This window comes from Achromobacter sp. ACM05 (assembly GCF_019218915.1).
Lineage (GTDB): Bacteria > Pseudomonadota > Gammaproteobacteria > Burkholderiales > Burkholderiaceae_B > Achromobacter > Achromobacter animicus.
Genome location: NZ_JAHUWQ010000001.1, coordinates 726,876 through 753,581, shown reverse-complemented (window position 1 = coordinate 753,581; position 26,706 = coordinate 726,876). Strand labels below are relative to the sequence as shown.

Genomic DNA, 26,706 nt, shown 5'->3' with positions numbered 1-26,706 from the left:
GCGATAATGCCCGCCATGTCCACCCCCACTCATCTTTCCCGGAAAGACTATTTCTGCGCCCTCGCGGTGGTGGTCATCTGGGGCCTGAATTTTGTCGTCATGAAGGTCGGCATGCGGGGCTTGTCTCCGATGATGCTCGGCGCGTTGCGATTCGCGCTGGCGGCCTTCCCGCTCATCCTCTTCGTGCGCATGCCGCGGCTGCCGTGGCACTGGGTCGCGGCCTACGGGCTGGTTCAGGGGCTGGGCCAGTTCGGCCTGCTGTTCACGGCGCTCAAGTTCGGCATGCCGGCCGGCATGGCATCGCTTGTCATCCAGACCCAGGCCTTCTTTACGCTGCTGCTCGCCGCGCCGGTGCTGCATGAGCGCGCGCGGCGGCATCACTGGATCGGACTGGGCGTCGCCGCGATGGGCCTTGCGGTCATCGCGGGGGCGCGTGGCGACGGGCCGGGGCAGATGACGATGCTGGGCTTTGTCCTGACGCTGGGGGCGGCATTCATGTGGGCGGTGTCCAACATGATCGTGCGGCTGGCCAGCCGCAAGGCGCCCGGCTACGACCCCTTCGCGTTCACTGCCTGGAGCAGCGCCGCCCCGGTGCTGCCCTTCCTGGCGCTGGCCGTGTTGATCGATGGCTGGGAACCGGTCGTGGGCATGATCACCGGCATGGGCTGGGGCGAGGCATTGTCGGTGCTGTATCTGGCGGTGCTGGCAACCCTGGTTGCCTACACGCTCTGGACGCAGCTGCTGTCGCGCCATCCCGCGGCCAAGGTCGCGCCGTTCTCGCTGCTGGTGCCGGTGGTGGGGCTGTGGGCGGCGTCGATGGCGTTCGGCGAGCGGCTGCAGCCGCTGCAATGGGTGGGCGCCGGATGCGTGCTGGCCGGGCTGGTCATCAACCAGGTCGGCGCGCGCTGGTTGCGCACGCGCTAGCGCCGGTCAGCCTTTACGCTACCGGGCCCTCATCCGCCCGGCCTACAGCGTGCCGGCGAGGGCCCGCGGTCCTCAAAGTTGCTCGAAGCGGATGTAACGCTTATCGGTGTACTCCCGGCGCGTGATGATTTCCTGCACCGACGCGCCCGGCGGTCCGCGGCGCAGCCATTCCAGCATGTGATCGACCTGGTCGGGCGTGCCCTGCACCAGCGCTTCGACCGTGCCGTCCAGCATGTTCTGCACCCAGCCCTTCGCGCCAAGCATGTGAGCGCGCCGCACCGTGGCGTGCCGGTAGCCCACGCCTTGCACCGTGCCGCTGACGGTGACGTGGACGGTTTCGATCTGGGTATCGGCCTTAGGGTCTTGCATGGGTTTTTCCTTCGGATGATGCGCCGCCACGCGCGACTGGCGTAGGCGGAACCGGCTACAGCGGATGGTCTATAGGCCCGGCAGGCTTCGAAGCGATACGTTAGAGCCCATGTCAAAACGTGCCAGCTTAGAAATACCCATTACCAGAGCTTGGAGAAGCCATTATGGAAGAGACCAGTTTGTTGTCGGAAGCCGAGACAGCGCGCTACAGGGATCAGGGTTACCTGGCCTTGAAGGACATGTGCCCTCAGGACGAGGTCGGCTACATCCGCAGGACGCTGCTGGACTTGTTCTCGAATAAGACGGGTTACAACGAGGGCGCGCAATACGACTTTGTCAGCCGCGACGACCCGAGCAAGCCCGCGAAGTTTCCGAGTCTGCACGATCCGCGACATTATGCCCCGGGCCTGCTGAAGACGGTGTACCACGAACGCACGCTGGAACTGGCGCGGCAGCTGCTGGGCCCGCAGGCCGCGCTGTATGGCGAGCACGCGTTGCTCAAGCCCGGCCCGCACGGTCCGGAAACGCCGTGGCACCAGGACGAAGCTTTCCGGTCGCCGGACTTTGTCTACAACGAACTGAGCATCTGGCTGGCGCTGCAGCCGGCCACCGTCGAGAACGGCTGCATGCAGTTCCTGCCGGGGTCGAACAAGTGGGACGTGCTGGAGCACCGTTCCCCGGGCGGCGACAAGACGCTGCATCCGCTGGAATGCTGCGGCGATTTCCCGCGCGAACAGGCGGTGGCCGAGCCCCTTGATCCGGGCGGCATCACCGTCCACGATGCGCGCACGCTGCACTTCACGGGACCGAACACGTCGCAGACGCCGCGGCTGGCGTACATCCTGATCTACAACACGCCGCCGGTGTACAAGCCGGGCCGCCGGGAATTCCCGTGGCTGGAAGGCCGCTGGACCGACAGCCAGACCCGCAAGAAGCAATGGCACAAGCGCGGCGGGCTGGCGGTGGACGTGATGCGCCGGCTGCCGGGCGCGCGGCTGACCAGCCCGCGCTGGGTGGCGTGGGCAACGATACGCGCGGTCAGCAAGGTGTGGCCGCGCTAGGGCTGGGCGTGCAGGGGCCATAGAGCCTTTGCGCAGGGGGGCGAACGGGGCCGGCAAGCGACGCTTGCCGGCCTCGGCGCGTATACTGGGCGGCGCCGCGCGGGTCATCAAGCCTGGCGCGGCGGCAAGGCTGCCCCACGGCTGGCGGCCCGAAAGCACAAGAAAATGAGTCGCAGCTGGCGCACCCCTATCACTCCACAGACACTCCATGACCGCTAACCTTTCTACGATCACCTGCATCGAAGATTTGCGCGTTGTCGCGCAGAAGCGCGTGCCGCGCATGTTCTACGACTACGCCGATTCCGGCGCCTGGACCGAAGGCACCTATCGCGCGAATGAAAGCGACTTTCATCGGATCAAGCTGCGCCAGCGCGTGGCGGTCAACATGGAAGGCCGGTCGCTGCGCACCACCATGGTGGGCCAGGACGTGGTCATGCCGCTGGCGATTTCGCCCACGGGCCTGACCGGCATGCAGCATGCCGACGGCGAGATCCTGGCCGCCAAGGCCGCCGCCGATTTCGGCGTGCCGTTCACGCTGTCCACGATGAGCATCTGCTCGCTGGAAGACGTGGCGCAGGCCACCGGCAAGCCCTTCTGGTTCCAGCTCTACGTCATGCGCGACCGCGAGTTCGTGGGCAACCTGATCGACCGCGCCAAGGCCGCCGGCTGCTCGGCGCTGGTGCTGACGCTGGACCTGCAGATCCTGGGCCAGCGCCACAAGGACATCAAGAACGGCCTGTCGACGCCGCCCAAGCCCACGCTGCGCAACCTCATCAACCTGGCGACCAAGCCGCGCTGGTGCATGGGCATGCTGGGCACCAAGCGCCGCACTTTCGGCAACATCGTCGGCCACGCCAAGGGCGTGAGCGACCTGTCGTCGCTGTCGTCGTGGACGGCCGAGCAGTTCGATCCCCGCCTGAGCTGGGACGACGTGGAATGGATCAAGCAGCGCTGGGGCGGCAAGCTCATCATCAAGGGCATTCTGGATGTCGAGGACGCGCAGCTCGCCGCCAACAGCGGCGCCGACGCGCTCATCGTCAGCAACCACGGCGGCCGCCAGCTTGACGGCGCCATGTCGTCCATCGCGGCCCTGCCGGGAATTGCCGATGCCGTGGGTTCGAAGATCGAGGTGTGGATGGACGGCGGCATCCGCTCCGGCCAGGACATCCTGAAGGCCGTGGCGCTGGGCGCGCGCGGCACGATGATCGGCCGCGCCTTCCTGTACGGGCTGGGCGCGTATGGCCAGGCCGGCGTCACCCGCACGCTGGAGATCCTGTACAAGGAAATGGACACGACGATGGCGCTGTGCGGCCGCCGCACGATCGAGCCGGGCGACCGCAGCATCCTGCTGCCGGGCACGTATCCGACCTGATCGCTGATGCTTGTTGAAAAAGCCCGGACCCATACGTGTCCGGGTTTTTTTATGCGCCGACGCCGCGCACCGTGCGTGGGCTATGCGCCGTTGCCCGTGCCCAAGAACTGGCTGGGCCTGCGCAGCGCCGGGTCGAAAGGATTGATCTGCGCGCCCACCGCGTCGGCCTCGCGGCGCAGCATTTCCACGATCAGCGGCAGGCGTTCATCGCTGATGCGTTCGATGGGCGCCGCCACGCTCAGCGCCGCCACCGTGACGCCGTTGGGATCGTAGACCGGCACCGCCAGCCCCGCGATGTTGGGGAACACGCCCTGCCCCTGGCTGCGCGCGTAGCGCAGTTCCAGGCATTCCTTGATGCGCACGCGCATCGAGATCTCGTCCACGAAGCCCAGGTGATGCAGGCGCGGAATGTTGAAGCGCATGACCTCTTCGCGCTCGGCTTCCGGCAGGCTGGCCAGCAGCACCAGGCCGCCTTGTCCCATGCCCAGCGGCACGCGGCCGCCGATGTCGCCGGTGTGCGAGCGCACCGGAAAGGCGCCGTCCACGCGGTCGACGCAGACCGCATCAAAACCGCTGCGCACCAGCAGAAAAATGGTGTCGTTGAGCATGCCGGACAGACGCAGCATGGCGGGCCGGTAGAGGGTGCGCAGGCTGGACTGATGGTTGCCCGCCGCGGCCGCCAGCGAAAAGAAGGCGACGCTGAGCTGATAGCCCTTGCTTTGGGCCGGCTGCTCCACCACGCCTTCCTGCATCAGGCCTTGCAGCACCCGGTGCACCGTGGCCTGCGCCTGGCCCGTGCGGGCGGCGATATCGGTCAGGCGCAGCTTGACCCCTTTGGCGTCGGCCAGCACGCGCAGCACGGCAAAGGCCCGCTGCAATACGCCCTGGCCGGCGGAATCGTCCGGCGTTTCTGATTTCTTCATTCTTGGGTTCCGATAATCAAAATAGTCTGGCGTATTTTTATCAAGAAATTCAGTCTACCGGAAATAACGAATAAAAAATTCGATTCTTCGGAAAACCCTAATTGACCCTCCGTTTTGGCGGCTCCTAGACTGCGCCATCACTTAGGCAGCCTGGGCGGCACTTTTTCCACCCGGCGGCGCAGGGCCCGGACGGGCCACGGGGTTTGGAACATGGCATTTCTGCGGCTGGACAACGTCTCCAAGAACTACGGCGATCTGCGTGTCGTCTCGGACTTCTGCCTGTCGGTCGACAAAGGCGAGTTCGTCTCGCTGCTGGGCCCTTCCGGCTGCGGCAAGACCACCACGCTGCAGATGATTGCCGGCTTTGCCGACGTGACCTGCGGCACCATCACGCTGGACGGCCGCGACATCACGCACGCCAAGCCCAACACGCGCGGCCTGGGCATCGTGTTCCAGAGCTATGCGCTGTTTCCGCACCTCACCGTGGCCGACAACGTCGCCTTCGGCCTGAAGATGCGCAAGGTCGAACGCGCCGAACGGCAGGAGCGTGTGCGCGAGGCGCTGGCCCTGGTCAAGCTGGACAAGCATGCCGATCGCTTCCCGCGCGAACTGTCGGGCGGCCAGCGGCAACGCGTGGCGCTGGCCCGTGCGCTGGTGATCCGGCCGCCGGTGCTGCTGCTGGACGAACCGCTGTCCAACCTGGACGCCAAGCTGCGCGAGGACATGCAGTTCGAGCTGCGCAGCATCCAGCGCAAGATCGGCACCACCACCGTCATGGTCACGCACGATCAGGCCGAGGCCCTGTCCATCAGCGATCGCGTCGTCGTCATGCAGGACGGCCGGGCCACGCAGGTGGACGCGCCCTACCGCATGTATGAACACCCGCAGACCGAGTTCATCTCGCGCTTTGTCGGCAAGACCAATCTGCTGCCCGGCCGCGTGACGCGCTGCGGCGCGCAGGCTGAAGTGCAGACCGGCGCGCTGAGCCTTGTTGTCGACGGCGAAGGCCTGCGCCACGGCGACAGCGTGCAGCTGTCGCTGCGCCCGGAAAAGCTGGTGCCCGTGCCGTCTGGCCAGGGCAAGCTCGCCTGTGTCGTGAACACGCGCTACTTCCTGGGCAGCCAGTGGATGTACGACCTGGATTCGCCGGTGGGGGCGCTGACCATCCTGACGCCCAACGACGGCCGCCGCCCGCATGACGACGGCGAACAGATCGGGCTGGACTGGGCGGACGGCGTGCTGCGCGTGTTGCGCGCACCGGCTGCCGCGGCGGCGGACTGACATGGCGACGCTGACGCAACGCGGCGCCGCCGCCAACCTGCCCAAGCCACGCAACGACGGGATGCTGGCCATCCTGGGATCGATCCCGCTGGCCCTCGTGTTTCTGACGCTGGTGCTCACGCCGCTGGCGCTGACCTTCGCCCTGTCGTTCCGGCCGTTCGACTACGCCACCGGCATTCAGCCCGGCCACACGTTCGAACACTACCTGGCCGTGGTGACAGACGGCTATTTCATCGAGATCTTCTGGCGCACCTTCTGGATCGCCGGCGTCACCACGCTGATCTGCGTGCTGATCGGCGCGCCCGAGGCCTACATCCTGTCGCGCATGCGCAAGCCCTGGCGCTCGATCTTCCTGCTGGTGGTGCTGTCGCCGCTGCTGATCTCGCTGGTGGTGCGCGCGTTCGGCTGGAGCATGCTGCTGGGCCCAAGCGGGCCGCTAGGCAAGGCGGCCGCGGCACTGGGGCTGGGATCGCTGCTGTACACGCCCACCGCCGTCATCATCGGCCTCGTTCACGTCATGCTGCCCTTCATGGTGATTCCGGTCTGGACGTCGCTGCAGAAGCTGGACCCCACGGTCGAGCACGCCGCGCTGTCGCTGAACGCCTCGCGCTTTCAGACGCTCACGCGCATCGTGCTGCCGCAGGCCATGCCGGGCATCCTGTCCGGCAGCCTCATCGTGTTCGGCCTGTCGGCCAGCTCGTTTGCCATCCCCGCGCTGCTGGGCGGACGGCGGCTCAAGATGGTGGCCACCGTCGTGTACGACGAGTTCCTGACCGAGCTGAACTGGCCGCTGGGCGCGGCGATCGCCATCGTGCTGCTGATCGTGAACGTGATCGTCATGATGGCGTACAACCGCGTCGTCGAACGCTCTTACCGCCGCAGCCTGGGCTGAGCCGCGCAAGGAATCGAACATGCAGAAGAACGGTCCTTTCGCGCTGGCGTTCAATTTCCTGGTGGTGGCGTTCGTGCTGGCGCCGCTGGTCATCGTGTGCCTGGTGGCGTTCACGCCCGATTCGACGCTGACCGTGCCCACGACCAGCTTCTCGCTGCGGTGGTTTTATGCGGTCTTCGACCATCCCAACTTCATGCAGGCATTCAAGAACAGCCTGTGGTTGGCGTTCCTGTCGGCCAGCATCGCCGTGTGCCTGGCGGTGCCCGCCGCCATCGCCATCACGCGCTACCGCTTTCCGGGGCGCGACGTGCTCAACGGCCTGTTCCTGTCGCCGCTGATGATTCCGCATCTGGTGCTGGGTGTGGCGCTCTTGCGCTTCTTTGCGCTGATGGGCATGGCCGGCAGCTTTCCGTGGCTGGTGGCCAGCCACGTCGTCGTCATCACGCCTTACGTGATGCGCCTGGTGATCGGCGCGCTGGTGGGCTTTGACCGGTCCATTGAACACGCGGCGCTGTCGCTCGGCGCCAGCCGTGCGACAGTGTTCTTCACGGTCACCTTGCCGCTCATCATTCCCGGCGTGTCCGGCGGCTGGCTGCTGGCGTTCATCAACAGCTTCGACGAACTGACGATGTCGGTGTTCATCACCGCGCCGTCGACCATCACGCTGCCGGTGCGCATGTACATGTACGCCACGGAATCCATCGACCCGATGATGGCCGCCGTGTCCGCGCTGGTGATCGCGCTGACCGCGGTGACGATGCTGCTGCTGGATCGCGTGTATGGCCTGGACCGCGTCCTGGTGGGCCAGAAATGAACTCGCTGCCGACAGCCGCAAAGGAGCCGCGCGCGCCATGGCAATCCTGAAACGCCTGGCCGAAACCGGCCGGCCCGCGTTGACCTTCACCTTCGACGGACAGACGTGCACGGCACTGGCCGGCGACACCGTCCTGACCGCCGTGCTGACGCAAGCCGAGCGCCTGCGCACCTCGGAATTCGGCGGTGGTCCGCGCGCCGGCTTCTGCATGATGGGCGCGTGCCAGGACTGCTGGGTGCAGCTTGAAACCGGCGAGCGTGTGCGCGCCTGTTCCACGTACATCGAGCCCGGCATGCGGCTTCAGAGCGCCGCGCTGGCGCCCGCTGCCGCGCCCGGCACACTGGCCGCCGCCTCTGCCCCAGGGATGCTGACGGCCGCTGCCTGGCCCGAGGACGACGCATCATGAGCATCGTCATGCCCGTGATCGTGGGCGCCGGCCCCGCCGGTATCCGCGCGGCCCAGACGCTGGCTGCGCAGGGCCTGCGGCCTGTGATCCTGGACGAAGGGCTGCGCCCCGGCGGCCAGATCTACCGCCAGCCGCCGCCCGGCTTCTCGCGTCCCAAATCCGCGCTGTATGGCTTTGAACATCGCAAGGCTGACGCCGTACACCGCACCATGCAGGAATTGCAGGGCAACGTCGAATACCGTCCCGGATGCCTGGTCTGGAACGCCGAGGGCAAGACGCTGGACGTGCTGCGCGACGGCGTCAGCACGGCGGTGCCCTACACGCATCTGATTCTTGCGACCGGGGCGACCGACCGCGTGCTGCCGTTTCCCGGCTGGTTGACGCCCGGTGTCTACACGCTGGGCGGATCACAGGTCGCGTTGAAGCACCAGGGCTGCGCCATTGGATCGCGCGTGGCGTTCCTGGGCACGGGCCCATTGCTCTATCTGGTGGCATACCAATACGCCAAGGCTGGCGCACAGGTTGCCGCCGTGCTGGACACGTCGCGATTTGCGGACCGCGTCGCGGCGCTACCCGGCATGTTGCGCGCACCCGCGCTGCTGGCCAAGGGTCTCTATTACATGGCGTGGCTGCGCGCGCATGGCGTGCCGCTGCGCAGCGGCGTACGCCCCGTCGCCGTGCAGGGCGGCGATCGCGTCACGGGCCTGTCGTACACCCGGAACGGACGGACGCATACGCTGGACTGCGACGCTGTCGGCTTCGGCCTGTCGCTGCGTTCCGAAACCCAGCTCGCTAGCCTGATCGGCTGCGATTTCGAATTCAACGAACGCGACCGCAACTGGATCCCACGGCGCGACGCCGCCGGACGCAGCAGCGTGGCGAGCGTTTACGTCGCGGGCGACGGCGCGGGCATTGCCGGGGCCGATGCAGCGGAACTCGCCGGCGAACGCGCCGCGCTGGCGCTGCTTGAAGACACAGGACATCCGCACGACGCACGCCGCGCGCGGATACTGGAATCGCAACTCGCGGCAAATAGCCGCGTGCGCGACGCGCTGGAACGCGCGTTTCCGTTTCCCGAGGACTGGGCCGCCAGCATCGCCGACGACACCGTCGTCTGCCGCTGCGAGGAAGTCACCGCCGGCACCATCCGCCAGGCCGCGCGCGACAACGGCGTGCAAGAGATGAATCGCCTGAAGGCGCTGACCCGCGTCGGCATGGGACGCTGCCAGGGCCGCATGTGCGGCGTGGCTGGCGCAGAGGTCCTGGCCCATGCCGTCGGCTGCGCGCCGCAGGCGGTAGGACGGCTGCGCAACCAGCCGCCGGTCAAACCCATTCCGGTCAGCGTCGTCTGCCTGGAACGGCCCGCGAAAAAGGCCGCCTGATGGAACGCATCGACTCCGAAGTCGCGATCATCGGCGGTGGCATCGTCGGCGGCAGCGCCGCGCTCTTCCTGCGCCGGCTAGGCGTGCCCGTCGTGCTGCTGGAAGCCGCGCTGTGCGGCGCCAAGGCCAGCGGCGTCAACTACGGCGGCGTGCGCCGCCAGGGACGCGGCATCGAACAACTGCCGCTCGCGCGGCGCGCGCACGAACTGTGGGGCCAACTGCCCGCGCTGATCGGCATCCACGGCGAATACGTGCGTTCCGGCCACCTCAAGCTGGCCACCTCCGACGCCGATCTGGCGCTGCTCGAAGCCTACCGCGACAACACACGCGGCTTCGGCATGGACCTTGAAATCCTGGACCGCCGCGCGCTCGCCCAACGCTTCGGCTGGCTGGGCGAAAGCGTGATCGGCGGCTCGTTCTGCCCGCAGGACGGCCACGCCAACCCGCGGCTCGTGTCCCCCGCCTTCGGACGTGCCGCCGCCGCGCTGGGCGCCGACGTGCGCGAAGGCGTGCGCGTCACCTCCGCCACGCACGACGGCACGCGCTTCATCGTGCGCGCCGGCGACTCACTCGAAGTGCGATCGCGCTACCTGTTGAACTGCGCGGGCGCCTGGGCCGGCCGCTTTGCCGAAGGCTTCGGCGAGCCGGTTCCCGAAACGTCCATCCACCCCCTGATGATGGTGACCGAGCCCCTGCCGCTGTTCATGAACGTCAGCCTCGGCATGCAGGGCGGCGGCATCTACGCACGGCAGGTCGCGCGCGGCAACTGCGTCATCGGCGGCGGACGCGGCGTCTCCGCCGACCCCGACTACGCCCGCCCCGGCCGCGCCAACCTCGGCGCGCTGATGGCCAACGCCGCCAAGCTTCTGCCCGTGCTGCGCGGCGCCCAGGTCATCCGCTTCTGGACCGGCGTCGAAGGCAACATGCCCGACCACAATCCCGTGCTCGGCCCCAGCGCCACCGTGCCCGGCCTCTTTCACGCCTTCGGCCTGTCCGGCGCGGGCTTTCAGATCGGCCCCGCCATCGGCGAAGTGCTGGCCGACCTGGTCGTGCACGGCCGATCTTCCATCCCTATCAATGCCTTCCGCATTGAACGGTACGCGCCCGCCGCTCACGGCGCCGCGGCCCGTCCTGACCGTCTTCGTGAGCAAACGCTGGAGTCACCATGATGCACAAGAAACAGGGCGCGCAGCGCCTGAGCAAGGGGAAACGACTGCTGGGCGCGGCAATGCTGGCATTGCTGTCCGCCGGTGCCATGGCGCAGCAGAAAACGTTGTACGTCGGCATGAACGGCGGCGACATGGAACGCGCCTTCACCCAGCACGTCTTCCCCGACTTTGAGAAGGCCAACAACGTCAAGATCGTCGTCGTGCCCGGCACCTCGACCGACGTCCTCGCCAAGGCCCAGGCCTACAAAGACAAGCCCCAGATGCACGTCATGTTCCTGGACGACGGCATCATGGCCCGCGCCATTTCCATGGGCCTGTGCGAACAGCTCAACGACGACCCCGTCCTCAAAGAGCTGTATCCCACCGCCCTGATGAAAGACCGCATGGCCGCCGGCATCGACATCGGCATGACCGGCCTCGGCTACAACACCCGCCTCTTCCAGAAAAACGGCTGGACCCCGCCCACCTCGTGGCTCGACCTGGCCGATCCCAAGTACAAAGGCAAGGTCGTCTTCCAGTCCGCCTCCGGCAGCACCTTCGGCCTGCACGGCTTCCTGATGTTCAATCGCATCGAAGGCGGCAACGACCAGAACTACGAGCCCGGCTTCAAGAAGTGGCCCTCCACCATCGGCCCCAACGTCCTCGAGTACATCCCCAACTCCGCCAAGCTCGCCGAGATGATCCAGTCCGACGAGGCCGCCATTTTCCCCCTCACCCCCACCGCCATCGCCCGCTTGAAGAAGCGCGACATCCCGGTGGAATACGCCCAACCCAAGGAAGGCTCCGTCATCCTCATGGTCGGCGAATGCGTCATCGCCAAGAACAGCGAACCCGAACTCGCGCAAAAGCTCGCCCTGTACCTCTTGTCCGCCAAGGCCCAGGCCAAGGCCCTGGAAATGGGCGGCCACTTCCCGTCCAACAAAAACGTCCAGGCCCCCGCCGACAACGCCGAGTCCCTCAAGCGCTTCCAAGGCTACATGGCCAACGCTAAGATCCTGGACTGGGACCAGATCAACGCGGCGCGGCCCGCCTTCAACGCCCGCTGGAACCGCACGGTCGAACGTTGACGACAACGCGCGGCGCACCCTGTGGACAACCCGCAGGCGCGCCGCGCCGGGCAAGACGCCGGAAGTATCGGGATGAAACCCGGGGGCTGAAGCCCGGGCCTAAACCCCGCGCTTGAAACACGCACCTGAAACATGCGCCTGGCCGACACGCCCTCATCACCCGCAAGGACAACCATGCGCCTCATCATCAATTCCGGCGGCCCCCAGGCAATAGAAGAGTGGCGCACACAATTCCGCACCTTCGCGCCAGACCTGGACGTCGTCGGCTGGCATGAAGACACCGACCCCGCCACCATCGACTACGCCCTGGTCTGGGCCCCCGACGCCGGCCGCCTGGCCACCTTCCCCAACCTCAAACTCATCATCAGCGCCGGCGCAGGCGTTGACCACATCCTCGCCGACCCCACCCTGCCGCGCCACCTGCCCATCGCCCGCATGGTCACCACGCGCACGCAGACCGAGATGGCCGAGTACGTGCTCACCAGCGCCCTGATGATCACGCGCAACGTCAAACGCATCACCGACAACCAATCCCGCCGCCACTGGGAAATCTTCGACTCCCTGCGCGTCGCCGCCGACGTGCGCGTCGGCATCATGGGTCTGGGCCACCTGGGCGTCGCTTCAGCCCAACTCCTGTCCCGCGCAGGCTTTCCCGTCAGCGGCTGGTCCCGCGGCGCCAGCCGGCTCCCCGACATGCCTTCCTACGCAGGCCAGGACCAGTTCAACGATTTCCTCGCTAACACCGATCTTCTCGTCTGCCTCCTGCCTGCAACGGAAACGACGCGCGGCATCCTCAACCGCACCACGCTGTCCCGACTCCCCAAAGGCGCCAGCCTCATCAACGCCGGCCGCGGCACCCACATGGTCACGCAGGACATTCTGGATGCGCTGGACAGCGGGCATCTGGACCAGGCAATCCTGGACGTCTTCGAGCAGGAACCCCTGCCGGAAGACTCCCCACTGTGGACTCACCCAAGAATCACGATCACTCCTCACTGCGCAGCGATCCCCGACCGCAAGGAGCGCGCCCGTCACACGGCTTTGCTGATCGCGGCAAATGAGCGCGGCGAAGCCCTGCCCAACATCTACGACCCGCAGCGCGGCTACTGATTCCAGCGAATCACGCAGCGAATCGCGCAGCGCCAAACGCGCGCCGCAAGACACTGCGTAAGCTCCACCAGGCCGCCCGCGCGGCCGCCGTGGAGCGGGCCCCGCAAGATCTTCCTCTCACACACCGCTGCCTGCCAGAACGCCAAGCACACACCCCGTCCCAGCACTGCGCGCACCCGAACCGCTAGAGCACGGTGCGGCGGCGGGCTTGGGGCGCGGGGCGTGTAGATGCGCCCGAGGGAATCTGAAGGCAGTCGCCGAAGGCGACAACGAAGATGACGAAGGGGCAGTCCGGAGCGAAGGCTCCGGACCGCAATCGTAGCCCCGCGCCCCAAGCCCGCCGCCGCGCCGTGCGCCTTAAGGACCCAACCAAGCAGCCCCAAAGCCCCCCCTACCCCACCACCCCCGCCAAATACTGCCTCAACCAAGCATGCGCAGGATCATCCTGATACCTCTCATGCCAATACAACGACACAGCAATCGGCGGCAACGTCAACGGCACCTTCTGCGACACGATCCGCGCACTCCCCGCCATCGCCTTCGCAATGCTCACCGGCATCGTCGCAATCAAATCCGACGCCTCAACGATGAACGGACAAACCAGATAACTGGACAACGTAGCCACAATCTTGCGGCTCCGGTTCTGCCCCATCAAGATGCGATCGATTGCAGTACTGAAATACCGCGTATGCGCCGCCAGATCCAGATGCCCATAGCTCAGGTAGGCATCCAGATTCCACCGCTTACGCAAACAAGGATGTCCCTCACGCACGATGCAAACCGCCGGCTCCTGATACAGAAAACGCGTACGCAGATCCGGCGCAGGATCAGGGAAATACCCCGCGATCAGCTCCACATGATTCGAATCCAGCATGCTCAGTCCATGCTGCGGCCGCGCAGGCACGATCTGCAACTGGAAATGCGGCGCATCCACCGCCAACCGTGGAATCAGCTTCGGCAGCAACGTGTACTGCACATAGTCCGTCGCATACAGCGACAACGTGCGCGACGAATGCGCCGGATCGAACGCCTCCCGCGTGCGCGTCGCCCGATGCCAGCCCTCCAGCAGCGGCTTGAAATTCTGGTGCAGCTCCAACGCCCGCAACGTCGGCTGCCACGCCCCGCCCTCGCGCACCAGCAGCGGATCGCCGAACAACTGACGAAGCCGGTTCATCGCCGCGCTCATCGCCGGCTGGCTGATGTTCATCGCCTCCGCCGCGCGCGACACATTGCGGCACGCCATCAGCGCATCGAAATGCACAAGCAGATTCAGGTCCGGGTTCTTCATCGCCGCGCGTCCATAAATGGCATCTATACAAATATAAACCTGTAGGACTGCTGTCATTTCCAAGCCAGGCCTAGCATGACCTCGTTGTTGCAGCGAACCAAGGTCGGACACGCATGATCCGGCCATCACGAAGTTCTATCAACAAGGGGAAACCAAGCCATGAAAACAGGGCTACTGCGCAGTTGCTGTCGCATTGCCGCCGGTATCGCGCTCTTTGCGGCCGCCGGGTCCGCCAGCGCCGCCTGGCCGGACAAGGTCATCCGCATCGTCGTGCCGTTCGCGGCCGGCGGATCCACCGATCTGGTCGCGCGCAAGATCGCCGAAGGCCTCGGCCAGCGCCTGAACGCCAACGTCATTGTTGAAAACCGCCCCGGCGCCGGCGGCACCGTCGGCACCGAATTCGTCGCGCGCCAACCCGCCGACGGCTACACCATCCTCATGGGATCGGTCAGCACGCACGGCAGCGCGCCCTGCGTCTATTCCAAGCTGCCCTACGACGCCATCAAAGACTTCACCCCCCTGACGGTCGTCGCCACCATCCCCAACGTCATGTCGGTCAATCAGTCGGTGCCCGCCGCCAACCTGCAGGAGTTCGTCGCCCTCCTGAAGAAAGAGCCCGAAAAGTATTCCTTCGCCTCCAACGGCCAAGGCACCTCCAACCACCTGGCCGCCGAACTCTTCAAGTCCACCGCCGGCGTATCGATGGTGCACGTGCCCTACCGCGGCTCCGGTCCCGCGCTCATCGATCTGGTCGGCGGACAGGTCAACATGATGATGGACGTCGTCATGACCTCGTACCCCTACATCAAGGACGGCAAGATCAAGGCCCTGGCCGTCACATCGCCGCAGCGCTCGCCCATGTTGCCCGAAGTGCCCACCGTCGCCGAATCCGGCTACCCCGGCTACGAGGCCATGGTGTGGTTCGGCATGCTGGCGCCCGCCAACATGCCCGAACCGCTGCGCACCAAGCTCACCGACGGCCTTGTGCAGACCCTGCACGCGCCCGCCATGAAGACCTATCTCGAGCAACAGGGCGCGCAGGTGTCGGACGTCGCAGGACCGGCGTTCGGCGCAATGATCAAGGACGAAATCAACAAGTGGTGCCAGGTCGTGAAGAAGGCCGGCATTCGTCTGGACTGATCTTCTTTATTGGAACAATCAATATGTATCGCATAGGGATAGACGTCGGAGGCACGTTTACCGATTTCACGATGATCGACGAGGATGCCGGCGTGGTGCACTTTCACAAAGTGCCCTCCACGCCGCACGATCCCTCCGAGGCCATCGCCACGGGCATCGGCCAGATGCTAGCGGATCACGGGGTCGCGCCATCACAGGTCTCGCACGTCGGCCACGGCACCACGGTGGCCACCAACCTCATCATCGAACGCAAGGGCGCGCGCGTCGGGCTCATCACCACGCGCGGCTTTCGCGATGTGCTGGAGATCGGCCGCCAGACGCGTCCGCACCTGTACGACTACAGCGTCGGCAAACCGCCCGTGGCGGTGCCGCGTGAATTCCGAGCCGAGGTCGACGAGCGGGTGAACGCGGCGGGCGACGTGTTGACGGCGCTGGACGAAGCGCAGGTGCGCGATGCCGCGCGCCGTTTTGCCAAGGCCGGCATCGAGGCCGTCACGATCTGCTTCCTGCACGCCTACCGCAACCCCGCGCATGAGCGCCGCGCGGCGCAGATTGTCGCGGAGGAGATGCCCGACGCCTACATCAGCCAGTCGTCCGACGTGCTGCCCGAGTTCCGCGAATACGAGCGCCTGTCCACCACCGTGCTCAACGCCGCGGTCGGGCCGAAAATGGCGCGCTATCTGGAACGCTTCCTGAACCGCGTGCGGGAACTGGATATCGGCCATGAGCCGCACACCATTCATTCCAACGGCGGCCTGATGTCGATCGCCACCGTGCGCCAATATCCGGTCCGCACCTGCCTGTCGGGTCCGGCGGCGGGCGTCGTCGGCGCAGCCGCCGTGGGACGCGCCATCGGCAGCCTGAACCTGGTGACGTTTGATGTGGGCGGCACCAGCACGGACGTCTCGCTGGTATGCGAAGGCCGTCCGCTCTTCACGTCGCACCGACACGTTGCCGGGTATCCGGTCAAGACACCCATGGTCGACATCCACGTCATCGGCGCGGGCGGCGGCAGCATCGCCTGGCTGGACGACGCCGGCGCGCTGAAGGTCGGGCCGCATAGCGCGGGCGCGGTGCCCGGTCCCGTGGGCTACGGCCGCGGCGGCCAGGAGCCGACCATCACGGACGCCGAAATCGCGCTGCAACGGCTCAATCCCGTGGCCCTGCTCAACGGCCGCATGCCGGTGTACGCAGATGCCGCGCGCGAGGTCATCCGCAGCCGCGTCGCCGAACCGCTGGGGCTGGACATGGAGGCGGCCGCCGAAGGCATCCTGCGCATTGCGGCGGCCAACATGAGCCGTGCGATCCGTGCGGTGTCCACCGAACGCGGCTACGACCTCTCGCGCTTCGCGTTGTATGCGTACGGCGGCGCAGGCCCGCTGCATGCGGTGGAAGTGGCCGAGGAATGCGGCATCCCCGTCGTCATCGTGCCGCAGGAGCCGGGCACGATGTGCGCCCGCGGCATCCTGCTCACGGATATCTCTTTCGACTTCGTGCAAAGCGAGATCTCGCTGGCCGATGCGGACAGCTGGCCCGCGATCTCCACGATCTTCGACGGTCTGCGCACGCAGGCCCAGGACTGGCTGGCATCCGAACGCGTCGATCCGTCGCTGCGCGTGTGCCACAGCGCCATCGACGCGCGTTACGAGGGCCAGAACTTTGAAGTGCAGGTCAGCCTGGACGACACCGGTGCGGGCGGCTACGCGGAATTCGCGCGCCGCTTCGCCGAGGCGCATGAGCGGGAATACGGCTACACCGTCGACGACCGCAAGGTGCAGATCATCAACTGCCGCATGCAGGCCGTGGGACAGGTGGTGAAGGCGCCCCTTGCGCCAAGACACGTGGGCGGCACGTTGCAGGACGCGGCGCGGGGCCAGCGCAAGGCGTACTTCGGCCCGGCGCATGGCTGGCGTGAAACGCCCGTCTATGACCGTGACCGCGTGCCGACCGGCGCGCGCTTCACGGGACCCGCGCTGCTCGAAGAAATGAGCTCGACCACGGTGGTGGGCGTGGGCCACGAGGCCAGCGTCGATGAGTACGGCAACCTGATCATCCGCCTGCAAGGAGGCTCGCATGACCAAGCCTGATTCCGTTCAATCCCGCGCCGCGGACGCCACGCCCACGCTGGCGGATCCCATCGGCATGGAGGTCTTCTGCAACCGCCTGCTGTCCATCACCGAGGACATGAACAACACGCTGGTGCGCGCATCGTTCTCGACCAACATCAAAGAGCGTAAGGATTGCTCGGTGGCGCTGTTCGACGCTGCCGGACGGCTGGTCGCGCAGGGCACGCAGATTCCGCTGCACCTGGGCTCGCTGGACGGCGCCATGCGCGCCATTCTGCGCACGTTCCCGGCTGACCAGATCCGCGACGGCGACGTGTATATCTGCAATGACCCGTACCTGGCGGACGGCAGCCACCTGCCCGACATCAACATCATCACGCCGGTGTTCTGGGACGGCGTGCTGCGCTTCTTCGCGGCCAACATCGCGCACCATTCCGACGTGGGCGGTGCGGTGCCCGGTTCGATCGCCGGTGGCCTGAAATCGATCTTCGAGGAAGGCATCCGCATCCCCGCCTGCCGCATCGCCCGCGCGGGCGAGACCGACGAAGACCTGCTGCGCCTCATCTGCGCCAACACTCGCGACCCGGAAGAGCGCGTGCTCGACCTGCGCGTGCAGATGGCCACCAACCGCCGAGGCGCGGCCGCCGTGCAGGGCCTGATCCGCCAGATGGGACTGGAGGCGGTGCTGCGGTCGGTGGACGACGTGATCGCCTACACGCGCAAACGCCTCTTGAACCGCATCGCGGAATTGCGCGCCGGCAGCTATACGTTCCGCAGCGATCTGGACGACGACGGCATGGGGGGCGACCCGGTCCCCATTCAGGTGACGCTGACCGTCAGCGCGGACAACCTGCACTTCGACTTCGAAGGGTCGGGCAAACAGGCGCGCGGCGCCATGAACCTGCCCTTCAACGCGTTGCGCGCCTGCGTGTACTACGCGGTCAAAGCGCTGCTGGATCCGGACCTCGCACCCAATGCGGGGTTGTTCGACCCCATCACGTTGTCGGCGCCGGTGGGCACCATTACCAATCCCGAACACCCGGCCGCGGTGGGTGCGCGGTCCATCACCGCACAGAAGGTGGCCGGCGCCATCTTCGGCGCGTTCCGCGGCCTGCTGCCGCCCGAAAAGACCATGGCGTCCAGTAACGACTGCTGCCCCGCCATCGTGTTCTCGGGCCGCTGGCGCGAGCGCGCGGGCCATTTCGTGTATCTGGAAACGCTGGGCGGCGGCGCGGGCGCGCGCTTCGATGCGGACGGCATGGACGCGGTGCACGTGCACATGACCAACACGTCGAATCTACCCGTCGAAGCGCTGGAGAACGAGTATCCGCTGCTGATGGACGAGTACGCGATGATCCAGGACTCGGGCGGTGCGGGCCGCACGCGCGGCGGCATGGCCATCGCCAAGCAGATCCGCGCCGTGGGACCGGGCATCGTGTTCTCGGCCCGCTCGGACAGCCACACCGTCGGCGTGGCGGCGGGCGTGGACGGCGGACGCGACGGACGACGCGCGCGGCTGATCCGCAATTTCGGCACGCCGCAACAAGAGGAGCTGTTCTCCAAGACCGCGAACATTGCGCTCGAAGCCGGTGAGAGCGTGCGCATCGAAACGCCTGGCGGCGGTGGCTACGGCGCGGCCTCGGCGCGGCCGCGGGCGCGCGTGGCGCAGGATCTGGCGGACGGCAAGATCAGCGCCGACGCGGCGCGCGCGGACTATGGCTTGTCCGCGTGAGCCGCGCTGCGCATCAACTGACGTTGAGCGTCATCGAGTACTTCATCTTGTCGTGCGGAAACGTGGTGATGGTGGCAAGCAGCAGCACGCCGCCATCGCCGTAGTAGCGGCGCGTGATGACGAAGCCCGGTGTGCCCGTGTCGACCTGGAGTTGCTTTGCGATCGCCGCGCCGATGGGCGTGGCGGAGAACTCCTGGTTGACCTCGGTGATGCGGTCGCCAAAGTGGTCCTCGATCAGGCGCAGCAGCGAGATCCGCGACTTCACGTCCACTCGCACGTCGGAATGCGCCGGGTCCGCGTAAATGAGCGTGCAGGCGGCGGCGACGTCGGGATCGTCCAGTGTCTTGATGGAGTTGATGTGCAGCCACTGCTGGCCGGGCTCGCAGCCCAGCGTTTCAGCCAGGCGCTTGGTGAGCTTGACGGTGCGCACGTCCTGCACCAGCAGCGCCGCGTTGCGGGCGTACTGCAGCAGGTCGGGGAACTGCGAGATGCGCTGCGTGAAGCGCGTGGTGGCGCGCGCCGTTTCCACGCGCGTGCCGACGCCCGGACGGCGCGACACCACGCCGGCAACGGTCAGCATGCGGATGGCTTCGCGGATCGTGTGACGGCTGGCGCCGAACTGTTCGCACAGCTCGTGTTCCGTCGGCAGCAGCGTCATCACGGGGTAGCGCCCCGAGCTGATGTCCTGCGACAGCGATTGATAAATGCTCTTGTAGCGCGGTCCGCCCGCCACGTCGGCCGGGAGCGCCGCGCCAGGCCGGCCGCGCGCTTCCCGCTCCCCGCCGGAACTGGCAGCGCGCTCGGAAGATCGGGTCATGAGGGAAGCCTCCTTGATTGGTTTTATAGGGTTTGTCCGGACAATAACCGATTGACAAGGCAGTCTTGCCGGATCCATTATTTGTCCGGACATTCATGTACGGACAAATTGTACGGCGGACATGAAGTCGCCGGGCAACAAATCAGTCGGTTCTTGCAGTTCTCTTCCAAAATTCGGGGGTTCTCATGAGCAAGGTACTTGCAGTGCTCGCGGCCGCGGCGGTAGCAGCCGGGCTGGGCGCAAACGCACAGGCGCAGCAGAAACTGGTGGTCGCCGGCTACGGCGGCTCGTTCGAAGACATCATGCGCAAGGACATCTTTCCGCCCTTCGCCAAACAGCACGGTGTCGAGCTGGATTACGTTGCCGGCAACTCCACCAACACCGTTGCGCGCCTGCAGGCGCAAAGGAGCAACCAGCAGATCGACGTCGCCATCATCGACGACGGTCCCATGTACCAGGCCATTGCGCTGGGCTTTTGCGAACCCATCAAGAACCTGCCCGCCGACGACATCTACACCACGGCGCGCTACAAGGACGATAAGGCGGTTGCCATCGGCATCGTGGCCACCGGCATCATGTACAACAAGAAGGTCTTCGACGAGAAGAAATGGGCGCCGCCCACGTCGTGGAAGGACCTGAAGGATCCCAAGTACAAGAAGCAACTCGTCATCCCGCCGCTCAACAACACCTACGGCCTGCACACGCTGGTGGAGTATGCGCGCGAAGGCGGCGGCGGCGAAAAGAAGATCGACCCAGGTTTCACCACGTTCAAGAACGAAGTCGGTCCCAACGTGCTGGTCTATGAGCCCTCGCCCGGCAAGATGACCGAACTCTTCTCCAGCGGCCAGGCCACCATCGCGGTGTGGGGCAGCGGCCGCGTCAAGGCGTTTGCCGACACCGGCTTCCCCGTCGGCTTCGTCTACCCCCAGGAAGGCGCTTACGCACTGCTCTCGTCCGTGTGTCCGATCGCCAAGTCCAACGCCAATCCGAAGGCGCAGGCGTTCGTGGAATACCTGGTGTCGCCTGAGGTTCAGGAGAAGCTCGCCTCGGCTTACGGCTACGGCCCGGTCAACAAGAAAGCCAAGGTGGCTGACGATCCTCGCGTGCCCCTGCCCATCGGCAAGCGCGCCGCCGACCTCATCGTGATCGACTGGGACACCGTCAACCAGAACCGGGACGACTGGAACAAGCGCTGGACGCGGGAAATCGAGCGCTGACTGCGTGTGCATAAGGGCGGCCCTGGCGCCGCCCACCGGGAGCTTTCATGACCTATCTCGTGCTGGACCGCCTGAGCAAACGCTACGGCGACACCACTGCCGTTGAAAACCTGAGCCTGTCCGTGAAGCAAGGCGAGTTCATCTCGTTGCTGGGGCCTTCCGGCTGCGGCAAGACCACCACGCTGCAGATGATCGCGGGCTTTGTCGAGCCGTCCGGCGGCAGCATCGTGCTGAACGGCAAGGACGTCAGCAAGGTCCCGGCCAACAAGCGCGGGCTGGGCATGGTGTTCCAGAACTACGCGCTCTTTCCGCACATGACCGCGGCCGAGAACGTGTCGTTTGGCCTGGAGATGCAACGGGTCAAGAAGGACGAGCGGCTGGCTCGCGTGGCGGATGCGCTCAAGCTCGTGGGCCTGTCGCATCTGGCCGACCGGCATCCGGCGCAGATGTCGGGCGGCCAGCAGCAGCGCGTCGCGCTGGCACGCGCGCTGGTCATCCGTCCCAGCGTGCTGCTGCTGGACGAACCGCTCTCCAACCTGGACGCCAAGCTGCGCGAAGAAATGCAGCTTGAACTGCGCAGCATCCAGCGCACCGTCGGCACCACCACCATCCTCGTTACGCACGACCAGTCCGAGGCGCTGGCGCTGTCGGACCGCATCGTTGTGATGAACCAGGGCCGCGTCGAACAGGTGGCCGAACCGTTCGCCGCGTACGAAGGCCCCGCCAGCCATTTCGTCGGCGGCTTTCTGGGCAAGGCCAACGTCTTCACCCCGCAGGCCGAGCAGTACGAAGGCGAGATGCGCGCCCGCATCGGCGAGGCGCACATCGGCCTGGAAGGCGCGCCCGTGCCGCAAGGCGCCGTGATCGTGCGCCCCGAAAAGATCCTGTTTTCCGAACCCGCGGCCTGTGCGTTGCCCGGCCGCATGAAGACGCGCGTGTTCCAGGGCAATCACTGGCTGTGCCAGGTGGAAACGTCGGTTGGCGAAGTCATGGTGATCCGTCAGAACGACGGGGTGCCGGTGCCGGCCGAAGGCGAGCCCGTGCATCTGCGCTGGCGCGCGCAGGACATGTGCACCGTCGATCCGGCCGCTGCGCCGCAAGGTAAAGCGTCATGACCGCGCGCACCAATCCGTGGGTGCTCAGCGCGCCGGCGCTGGTGGTGTACGCCACGTTCCTCGTGGTGCCGATGGCGCTGGTGTTCCTGATCAGCTTCTTCGACTTCCAGTTCTATGGCGGCATGCAAGCCACCTTTACGTGGAAGAACTACATCGAGATCTTCTCGGACGGCTACTACTACGAGATCTACGCGCGCACGTTCGGCGTTGCCGCGGCCGTGACGGTCGCGTGCCTGGTGCTGGGCACGGCCGAAGCCTACGTGCTCTCGCGCATGGCCAATCCGTGGAAGGGCCTGTTCCTGATGGTGGTGCTGGGGCCGTTGCTGATTTCGGTGGTGGTCCGCACGCTGGGCTGGGCGCTGCTGTTCGGCTCGACGGGTCTGATCAACAAGGCGTTGATGGGCATCGGGCTGATCTCAACGCCCATCGACCTCATGTACAGCAATCTGGGCGTGGGCATTGCGCTGACGCATGTGCTGGTGCCGTTTATGGTGATCGCGGTGTGGGCATCGCTGCAGCGGATCAACCCCGCGACCGAGGCCGCCGCGCTGTCGCTGGGCGCCAGCCAATTCACCGTGATCCGGCGCGTGATCGTGCCGCAGGTGATGCCCGGCATTCTGTCCGGCGCGATCATGGTGTTCGCGATGGCAGCCAGCTCGTTTGCCACGCCGGCCATCATCGGCGGACGCCGCTTGAAGAACGTGGCCACCGCCGCGTACGACGAATTTTTGAACACGCTGAATTGGCCGCTGGGCGCGGCGCTGGCCGTGGTGCTGCTGGTGGCGACCGTGGTGGTGCTGCTGTCCGCCAACCGCATCATCGAGCGCCGCTATGGCGCGGTGTTCAACCAGGCCGGAGGCTGACATGCAATTTCGCAACGGCCCCATCGGCCTCGTCTTCCACACGCTGTTCATTCTGTTCATCCTGGCGCCCATCGTCATGGTGTGCGCGGTGGCGTTCACGTCCGAGGGCTTCATCTCGCTGCCGTCCGGCGGGCTGTCGCTGCGCTGGTTCCGCGCCATCCTGGACAACCCGCGCTTTGTCGATGCGTTCTGGTTCAGCCTGGGCCTGGGCACGCTGTCGGCCACGCTTGCCATTGCACTGGCCGTGCCCAGCGCGCTGGCCATCGCGCGCAACCGCTTCGCCGGTCGCGAGGCACTGGTGGCGTTCTTTCTGTCGCCGCTGATGATTCCGCACGTCGTGCTGGGCCTGGCGTTCCTGAAGTTCTTCACGACCGTGGACCTGGCCGGCACGTATTTCGGCCTGGTGGTGGCGCACGTGATCCTGGTCATGCCGTACGCGCTGCGGCTGGTGCTGGCGTCGGCGGCGGGCATCGACCCGGCGCTGGAGCGGGCGGCGCAATCGCTGGGCGCGTCCAACTGGACGGCCTTCCGCCGCGTGGTGCTGCCGCTGCTGTTGCCGGGCGTGGTGAGCGGCTGGGTGATCGCGTTCATCACCAGCTTCGATGAGCTGACGATGTCGATCTTCATCGCCTCGCCGTCCACCACCACGCTGCCGGTCCGGATCTTCCTGCATATCGAAGACACCATCGACCCGCTGGTGACAGCCGTGTCGGCGGTGCTGATCTACGTAACCATCATTGCCATATTCATCCTGGACCGCGCCGTCGGTCTGGAGAAGCTGTTTGTAGGAAAGGGACGCTGATGACGGACGAGAAAGAACTGGCGCCGCGCGCGCCCGTGCACCGCGGCATCTACGATGCGGTGGTGATCGGGGGCGGGCTGGTCGGGTCGGCCGTGGCCTACGGGCTGCGGCGCGAGCTGGACCACGTGGCCGTGCTGGACGAGGGTGACGTGGCCTACCGGGCCTCGCGCGGGAACTTCGGGCTGGTGTGGGTGCAGAGCAAGGGGATGGGGCTGCCGCGCTATGGCGTGTGGACCATGACCTCGGCCAAGGGTTGGCCGCAACTTGCTGCCCTGCTGCAGGAAGAGACCGGGGTCGACGTGCATCTGGAGCAGCGCGGCGGCCTGCACGCGCTCTTGAGCGACGAAGAGGTCGAGGCGCGCACGCGCTTCATGACCACGCTGCTCGCGCAGCCGGGCATGGCGCAGTACGACTGGAAGATGCTGGACCGCGCCGAAGTCGCGGATCTGGTGCCGGGCATCGGCCCGGAAGTGCGCGGCGCGACGTGGACGCCGGTGGACGGCATTGCGAATCCGCTGAAGCTCCTGCGCGCGTTGCACATGAGTTTTGCACAGCGGGTTGTGGATTACCTGCCGCAGCGGCCGGCGCAGAGCATCCGGCTGCGTGACGGCGTGTTCGATATCGCCACCCCCAGTGGCACGGTGCGCGCGCACAAGGTGGTGCTGGCCTCGGGGCTGTCCAACAAGCAGCTTGGCGAACAGGTGGGACTGGATGTGCCGGTGCGCCCGCAGCGCGGCCAGATCGTCGTGCTGGAGCGCACGCGCCGCATGCTGGAAACCCCCTTGTCCACGCTGCGCCAGACCGACGAAGGCACCTGGCTGATCGGCGACTCGCAGGAAGAGGCCGGCTATGTGGATAACCTGGTGGGCCTGCCGATCCTCGGCACGCTGGCCGACCGCGCGGTGCGCACGCTGCCCGCGCTGCGCGATGTGCGCGTGGTGCGCAGCTGGGCGGCGCTGCGCGTCATGTCCAAGGACGGCTTTCCGATCTATCAGCAATCCGAAACGTGCCCGGGGGCCTTCGTCGCCACCTGTCACAGCGGCGTGACGCTTGCCGCCGCCCATGCGCTCAATCTGGCGCCCATGATCGCCGCCGGCAGCCTGGCCGACGACATGGCGCCCTTCTCGACCCGGAGGTTTCATGTTCAAGCGGCTTGACGAGGCGCAGCGGCAGGCGCAGGGCGCGCCGGTGCGGGTAACGGTCAATGGGGCCGAGATGCTTTGCCGTCAGGGCGACAGCGTCGCTGCCGCCTTGTTTGCGGGCGGCGTGCAGGCCTGTCGCGATACGGCGGTCAACGAGGTGCCGCGCGGGCCGTACTGCATGATGGGCGTCTGCTACGACTGCCTGGTCACCATCGACGGACAAGCGAACCAGCAGGGCTGCATGACGCCCGTGCGGGAAGGAATGAAGATCGAGCGCCAGTTGGGTGCGCGCAAGGTGCAGGCATGATCGACACGACGCAATGCGATTTGCTGGTGGTGGGCGCAGGCCCGGCGGGTCTGGCGGCGGCGACGCTGGCCGCCAACCTGGGCGTGGACACGGTGCTGCTGGATGAGCAGCCCGCGCCAGGCGGCCAGATCTACCGCGCCATCACCACCACGCCCGTCACCGACCGCGGCATCCTGGGCGAAGACTACTGGCACGGCGCCACGCTGGTGCCGCCGTTTCGGCAGTCGGGCGCGCGCTACGTGCCGGGCGCGACGGTGTGGGCCGTGGCCCAGCGCACGGCGCCCGAATCAGCGGAAGGCTTCGAGGTGGCGTATTCGGTAGGAGGCGAGGCGCGCATCGTGCACGCGCGCCGGCTGCTGCTGGCCACCGGCGCGCAGGAGCGGCCGTTTCCGATTCCGGGCTGGACGCTGCCGGGCGTCATCACGGCGGGCGCGGCGCAGATCCTCTTGAAGTCATCCGGTGTCGTGCCGTCCGATCGCACGGTGCTGGCCGGTTGCGGGCCGCTGCTGTATCTGGTGGCCTGGCAATACCTGAATGCAGGCGTGAAGGTGGACGCGCTGCTGGAAACCACGCCGCCCGGCCGCATGGGGCAGGCGTTGCCCAAGGTCTGGGGATTTCTGCGCTCGCCGTACCTGGGCAAGGGGCTGAAGCTGCTGCGCGCGGTCAAGGCCGCCGTGCCCATCGTCAAGGGCGTGACGGCGCTGGAAGCGCTGGGCGACGGCAAGCTGCAAAGCGTGCGCTACACCGCAGGCGGCGTCACCAAGACGCTTTCCGCCGATCAGCTGATGCTGCATCAGGGCGTGGTGCCCAACGTGAACCTGTCGCGCGCCGTGGGCGTGCCGCATCGCTGGAACGACGCGCTGGACTGTTGGGAGCCGGAGGTTGACGGGTGGGGCACGACGGCGGTGGACGGCATCGGCATGGCTGGCGACGGCGCGGGCATCGCGGGCGCGGTGGCGGCCGAGCACCGTGGCCGGCTGGCCGCGTTGCAGGCCGCGCATCTGCTGGGCCGCATCGACGCGCGCAAGCGCGACAGCGAGGCCGCCGCGCCGCGCGAGGCGCTGGCGCGGGCCGTGCGGGGCCGCGAGTTCTTCGACACGCTCTACAAGGCGCCCGAGGCGTTCCGCCGGCCCACCGGCGACACCATCGTGTGCCGCTGCGAGGAAGTCACCGCCGCGCAGGTGCGCGAGACCGTCAAGCTCGGCTGCAGCGGGCCGAACCAGATGAAGGCCTTCCTGCGCTGTGGCATGGGACCCTGCCAGGGCCGCTTCTGCGGCCTGACGGTGGCCGAGATCATTGCCGAGGAACGCGGCGTGCCGACCGAGGAAGTGGGCTATTACCGGCTGCGTTTCCCGACCAAGCCGCTCACGCTGGGCGAACTTGCCTCCTTGCCGCAGACCGACGATTCGCGTCAGGCCGTCGTCCGCCTGAAGAAATGACGGGTGGA

25 protein-coding genes are annotated in these 26,706 nt (G+C 66.7%); 21 read left to right on the top strand and 4 right to left on the bottom strand.

The features are described from left to right. Positions 1–15 precede the first annotated feature (15 nt). Positions 16–924: an EamA family transporter gene (locus tag KW836_RS03395; protein WP_218342459.1), complete on the top strand. Its 909-nt coding sequence runs from the start codon at positions 16–18 to the stop codon at positions 922–924. Positions 925–996: 72 nt separating this feature from the next. Here the strand turns inward: KW836_RS03395 and KW836_RS03390 are convergent, their stop codons facing one another. After that, positions 997–1,293, bottom strand: a complete 297-nt coding sequence (locus KW836_RS03390; RefSeq protein WP_056565981.1) for an acylphosphatase — start codon at positions 1,291–1,293, stop codon at positions 997–999. 164 nt (positions 1,294–1,457) lie between these two features. On the opposite strand from KW836_RS03390, the gene KW836_RS03385 reads away from it, so the two are divergent. Both KW836_RS03385 and KW836_RS03380 read left to right on the top strand, forming a co-directional pair. After that, entirely contained in the window at positions 1,458–2,354 is an 897-nt protein-coding gene (locus KW836_RS03385) for a phytanoyl-CoA dioxygenase family protein (RefSeq protein ID WP_175124848.1), read from the top strand. Between the two features lie 208 nt (positions 2,355–2,562). Further along, positions 2,563–3,726 carry an alpha-hydroxy acid oxidase gene (locus tag KW836_RS03380; RefSeq protein WP_105236807.1) on the top strand — a complete coding sequence of 388 codons (1,164 nt, stop codon included), beginning with the start codon at positions 2,563–2,565 and terminating at the stop codon, positions 3,724–3,726. Between the two features lie 80 nt (positions 3,727–3,806). Here the strand turns inward: KW836_RS03380 and KW836_RS03375 are convergent, their stop codons facing one another. Beyond that, positions 3,807–4,649: an IclR family transcriptional regulator gene (locus KW836_RS03375; protein WP_218342458.1), complete on the bottom strand. Its 843-nt coding sequence runs from the start codon at positions 4,647–4,649 to the stop codon at positions 3,807–3,809. A 210-nt stretch (positions 4,650–4,859) separates the two neighbouring features. Between KW836_RS03375 and KW836_RS03370 the strand changes: the two genes are divergently transcribed. From KW836_RS03370 to KW836_RS03335, 8 genes are all read left to right on the top strand, one after another. Then, complete coding sequence (locus tag KW836_RS03370; protein WP_175124850.1) at positions 4,860–5,930, top strand: ABC transporter ATP-binding protein; 1,071 nt, start codon at positions 4,860–4,862, stop codon at positions 5,928–5,930. A gap of 1 nt (position 5,931) precedes the next feature. Then, on the top strand, positions 5,932–6,822 hold the full coding sequence (locus KW836_RS03365; RefSeq protein ID WP_218342457.1) for an ABC transporter permease: 891 nt from the start codon (positions 5,932–5,934) through the stop codon (positions 6,820–6,822). 19 nt (positions 6,823–6,841) lie between these two features. Beyond that, positions 6,842–7,636, top strand: coding sequence for an ABC transporter permease (locus KW836_RS03360; RefSeq protein WP_062839314.1), 795 nt, complete (start codon positions 6,842–6,844; stop codon positions 7,634–7,636). 37 nt (positions 7,637–7,673) lie between these two features. Continuing rightward, complete coding sequence (locus KW836_RS03355; protein ID WP_218342456.1) at positions 7,674–8,042, top strand: (2Fe-2S)-binding protein; 369 nt, start codon at positions 7,674–7,676, stop codon at positions 8,040–8,042. Next, positions 8,039–9,424: an NAD(P)/FAD-dependent oxidoreductase gene (locus KW836_RS03350; protein ID WP_218342455.1), complete on the top strand. Its 1,386-nt coding sequence runs from the start codon at positions 8,039–8,041 to the stop codon at positions 9,422–9,424. The genes KW836_RS03355 and KW836_RS03350 overlap by 4 nt, the downstream gene beginning before the upstream one ends. After that, positions 9,421–10,593, top strand: coding sequence for an FAD-binding oxidoreductase (locus tag KW836_RS03345; protein WP_218343255.1), 1,173 nt, complete (start codon positions 9,421–9,423; stop codon positions 10,591–10,593). The genes KW836_RS03350 and KW836_RS03345 overlap by 4 nt, the downstream gene beginning before the upstream one ends. Further along, positions 10,590–11,660 carry an ABC transporter substrate-binding protein gene (locus KW836_RS03340; RefSeq protein ID WP_218342454.1) on the top strand — a complete coding sequence of 357 codons (1,071 nt, stop codon included), beginning with the start codon at positions 10,590–10,592 and terminating at the stop codon, positions 11,658–11,660. Before KW836_RS03345 ends, KW836_RS03340 begins: the two co-directional genes overlap by 4 nt. A gap of 174 nt (positions 11,661–11,834) precedes the next feature. Then, the gene (locus KW836_RS03335; RefSeq protein ID WP_218342453.1) at positions 11,835–12,770 is read left to right on the top strand and encodes a glyoxylate/hydroxypyruvate reductase A; all 936 of its coding nucleotides are present in this window, start codon (positions 11,835–11,837) and stop codon (positions 12,768–12,770) included. Between the two features lie 391 nt (positions 12,771–13,161). Here the strand turns inward: KW836_RS03335 and KW836_RS03330 are convergent, their stop codons facing one another. Next, complete coding sequence (locus KW836_RS03330; protein ID WP_255595091.1) at positions 13,162–14,115, bottom strand: LysR family transcriptional regulator; 954 nt, start codon at positions 14,113–14,115, stop codon at positions 13,162–13,164. A gap of 102 nt (positions 14,116–14,217) precedes the next feature. On the opposite strand from KW836_RS03330, the gene KW836_RS03325 reads away from it, so the two are divergent. The 3 genes from KW836_RS03325 to KW836_RS03315 are packed head-to-tail and all read left to right on the top strand — an operon-like array spanning position 14,218 to position 18,996. Next, the gene (locus KW836_RS03325) at positions 14,218–15,198 is read left to right on the top strand and encodes a tripartite tricarboxylate transporter substrate binding protein (protein ID WP_218342452.1); all 981 of its coding nucleotides are present in this window, start codon (positions 14,218–14,220) and stop codon (positions 15,196–15,198) included. A gap of 23 nt (positions 15,199–15,221) precedes the next feature. Further along, on the top strand, positions 15,222–17,285 hold the full coding sequence (locus KW836_RS03320; RefSeq protein WP_218342451.1) for a hydantoinase/oxoprolinase family protein: 2,064 nt from the start codon (positions 15,222–15,224) through the stop codon (positions 17,283–17,285). Beyond that, a complete protein-coding gene (locus KW836_RS03315) occupies positions 17,272–18,996 on the top strand; it encodes a hydantoinase B/oxoprolinase family protein (RefSeq protein ID WP_218342450.1) in 1,725 nt (574 codons plus the stop codon). Before KW836_RS03320 ends, KW836_RS03315 begins: the two co-directional genes overlap by 14 nt. Before the next feature lie 13 nt (positions 18,997–19,009). On the opposite strand, the gene KW836_RS03310 is transcribed toward KW836_RS03315, so the two are convergent. Then, complete coding sequence (locus KW836_RS03310; RefSeq protein WP_218342449.1) at positions 19,010–19,813, bottom strand: GntR family transcriptional regulator; 804 nt, start codon at positions 19,811–19,813, stop codon at positions 19,010–19,012. A 185-nt stretch (positions 19,814–19,998) separates the two neighbouring features. Between KW836_RS03310 and KW836_RS03305 the strand changes: the two genes are divergently transcribed. From KW836_RS03305 to KW836_RS03275, 7 genes are read left to right on the top strand one after another with little or no spacing between them, the layout of a single operon-like run. After that, on the top strand, positions 19,999–21,030 hold the full coding sequence (locus KW836_RS03305) for an ABC transporter substrate-binding protein (protein WP_218342448.1): 1,032 nt from the start codon (positions 19,999–20,001) through the stop codon (positions 21,028–21,030). A gap of 47 nt (positions 21,031–21,077) precedes the next feature. After that, positions 21,078–22,145, top strand: a complete 1,068-nt coding sequence (locus tag KW836_RS03300; RefSeq protein WP_191578371.1) for an ABC transporter ATP-binding protein — start codon at positions 21,078–21,080, stop codon at positions 22,143–22,145. Continuing rightward, the gene (locus KW836_RS03295; RefSeq protein WP_218342447.1) at positions 22,142–23,008 is read left to right on the top strand and encodes an ABC transporter permease; all 867 of its coding nucleotides are present in this window, start codon (positions 22,142–22,144) and stop codon (positions 23,006–23,008) included. Before KW836_RS03300 ends, KW836_RS03295 begins: the two co-directional genes overlap by 4 nt. Position 23,009: 1 nt before the next feature. Next, positions 23,010–23,810, top strand: a complete 801-nt coding sequence (locus KW836_RS03290) for an ABC transporter permease (RefSeq protein ID WP_218342446.1) — start codon at positions 23,010–23,012, stop codon at positions 23,808–23,810. After that, a complete protein-coding gene (locus KW836_RS03285) occupies positions 23,810–24,967 on the top strand; it encodes an FAD-binding oxidoreductase (protein ID WP_218342445.1) in 1,158 nt (385 codons plus the stop codon). Before KW836_RS03290 ends, KW836_RS03285 begins: the two co-directional genes overlap by 1 nt. Beyond that, positions 24,951–25,259, top strand: a complete 309-nt coding sequence (locus KW836_RS03280) for a (2Fe-2S)-binding protein (RefSeq protein WP_056327675.1) — start codon at positions 24,951–24,953, stop codon at positions 25,257–25,259. The genes KW836_RS03285 and KW836_RS03280 overlap by 17 nt, the downstream gene beginning before the upstream one ends. Further along, positions 25,256–26,698, top strand: a complete 1,443-nt coding sequence (locus KW836_RS03275; protein ID WP_218342444.1) for an NAD(P)/FAD-dependent oxidoreductase — start codon at positions 25,256–25,258, stop codon at positions 26,696–26,698. Before KW836_RS03280 ends, KW836_RS03275 begins: the two co-directional genes overlap by 4 nt. Positions 26,699–26,706: the final 8 nt, after the last annotated feature.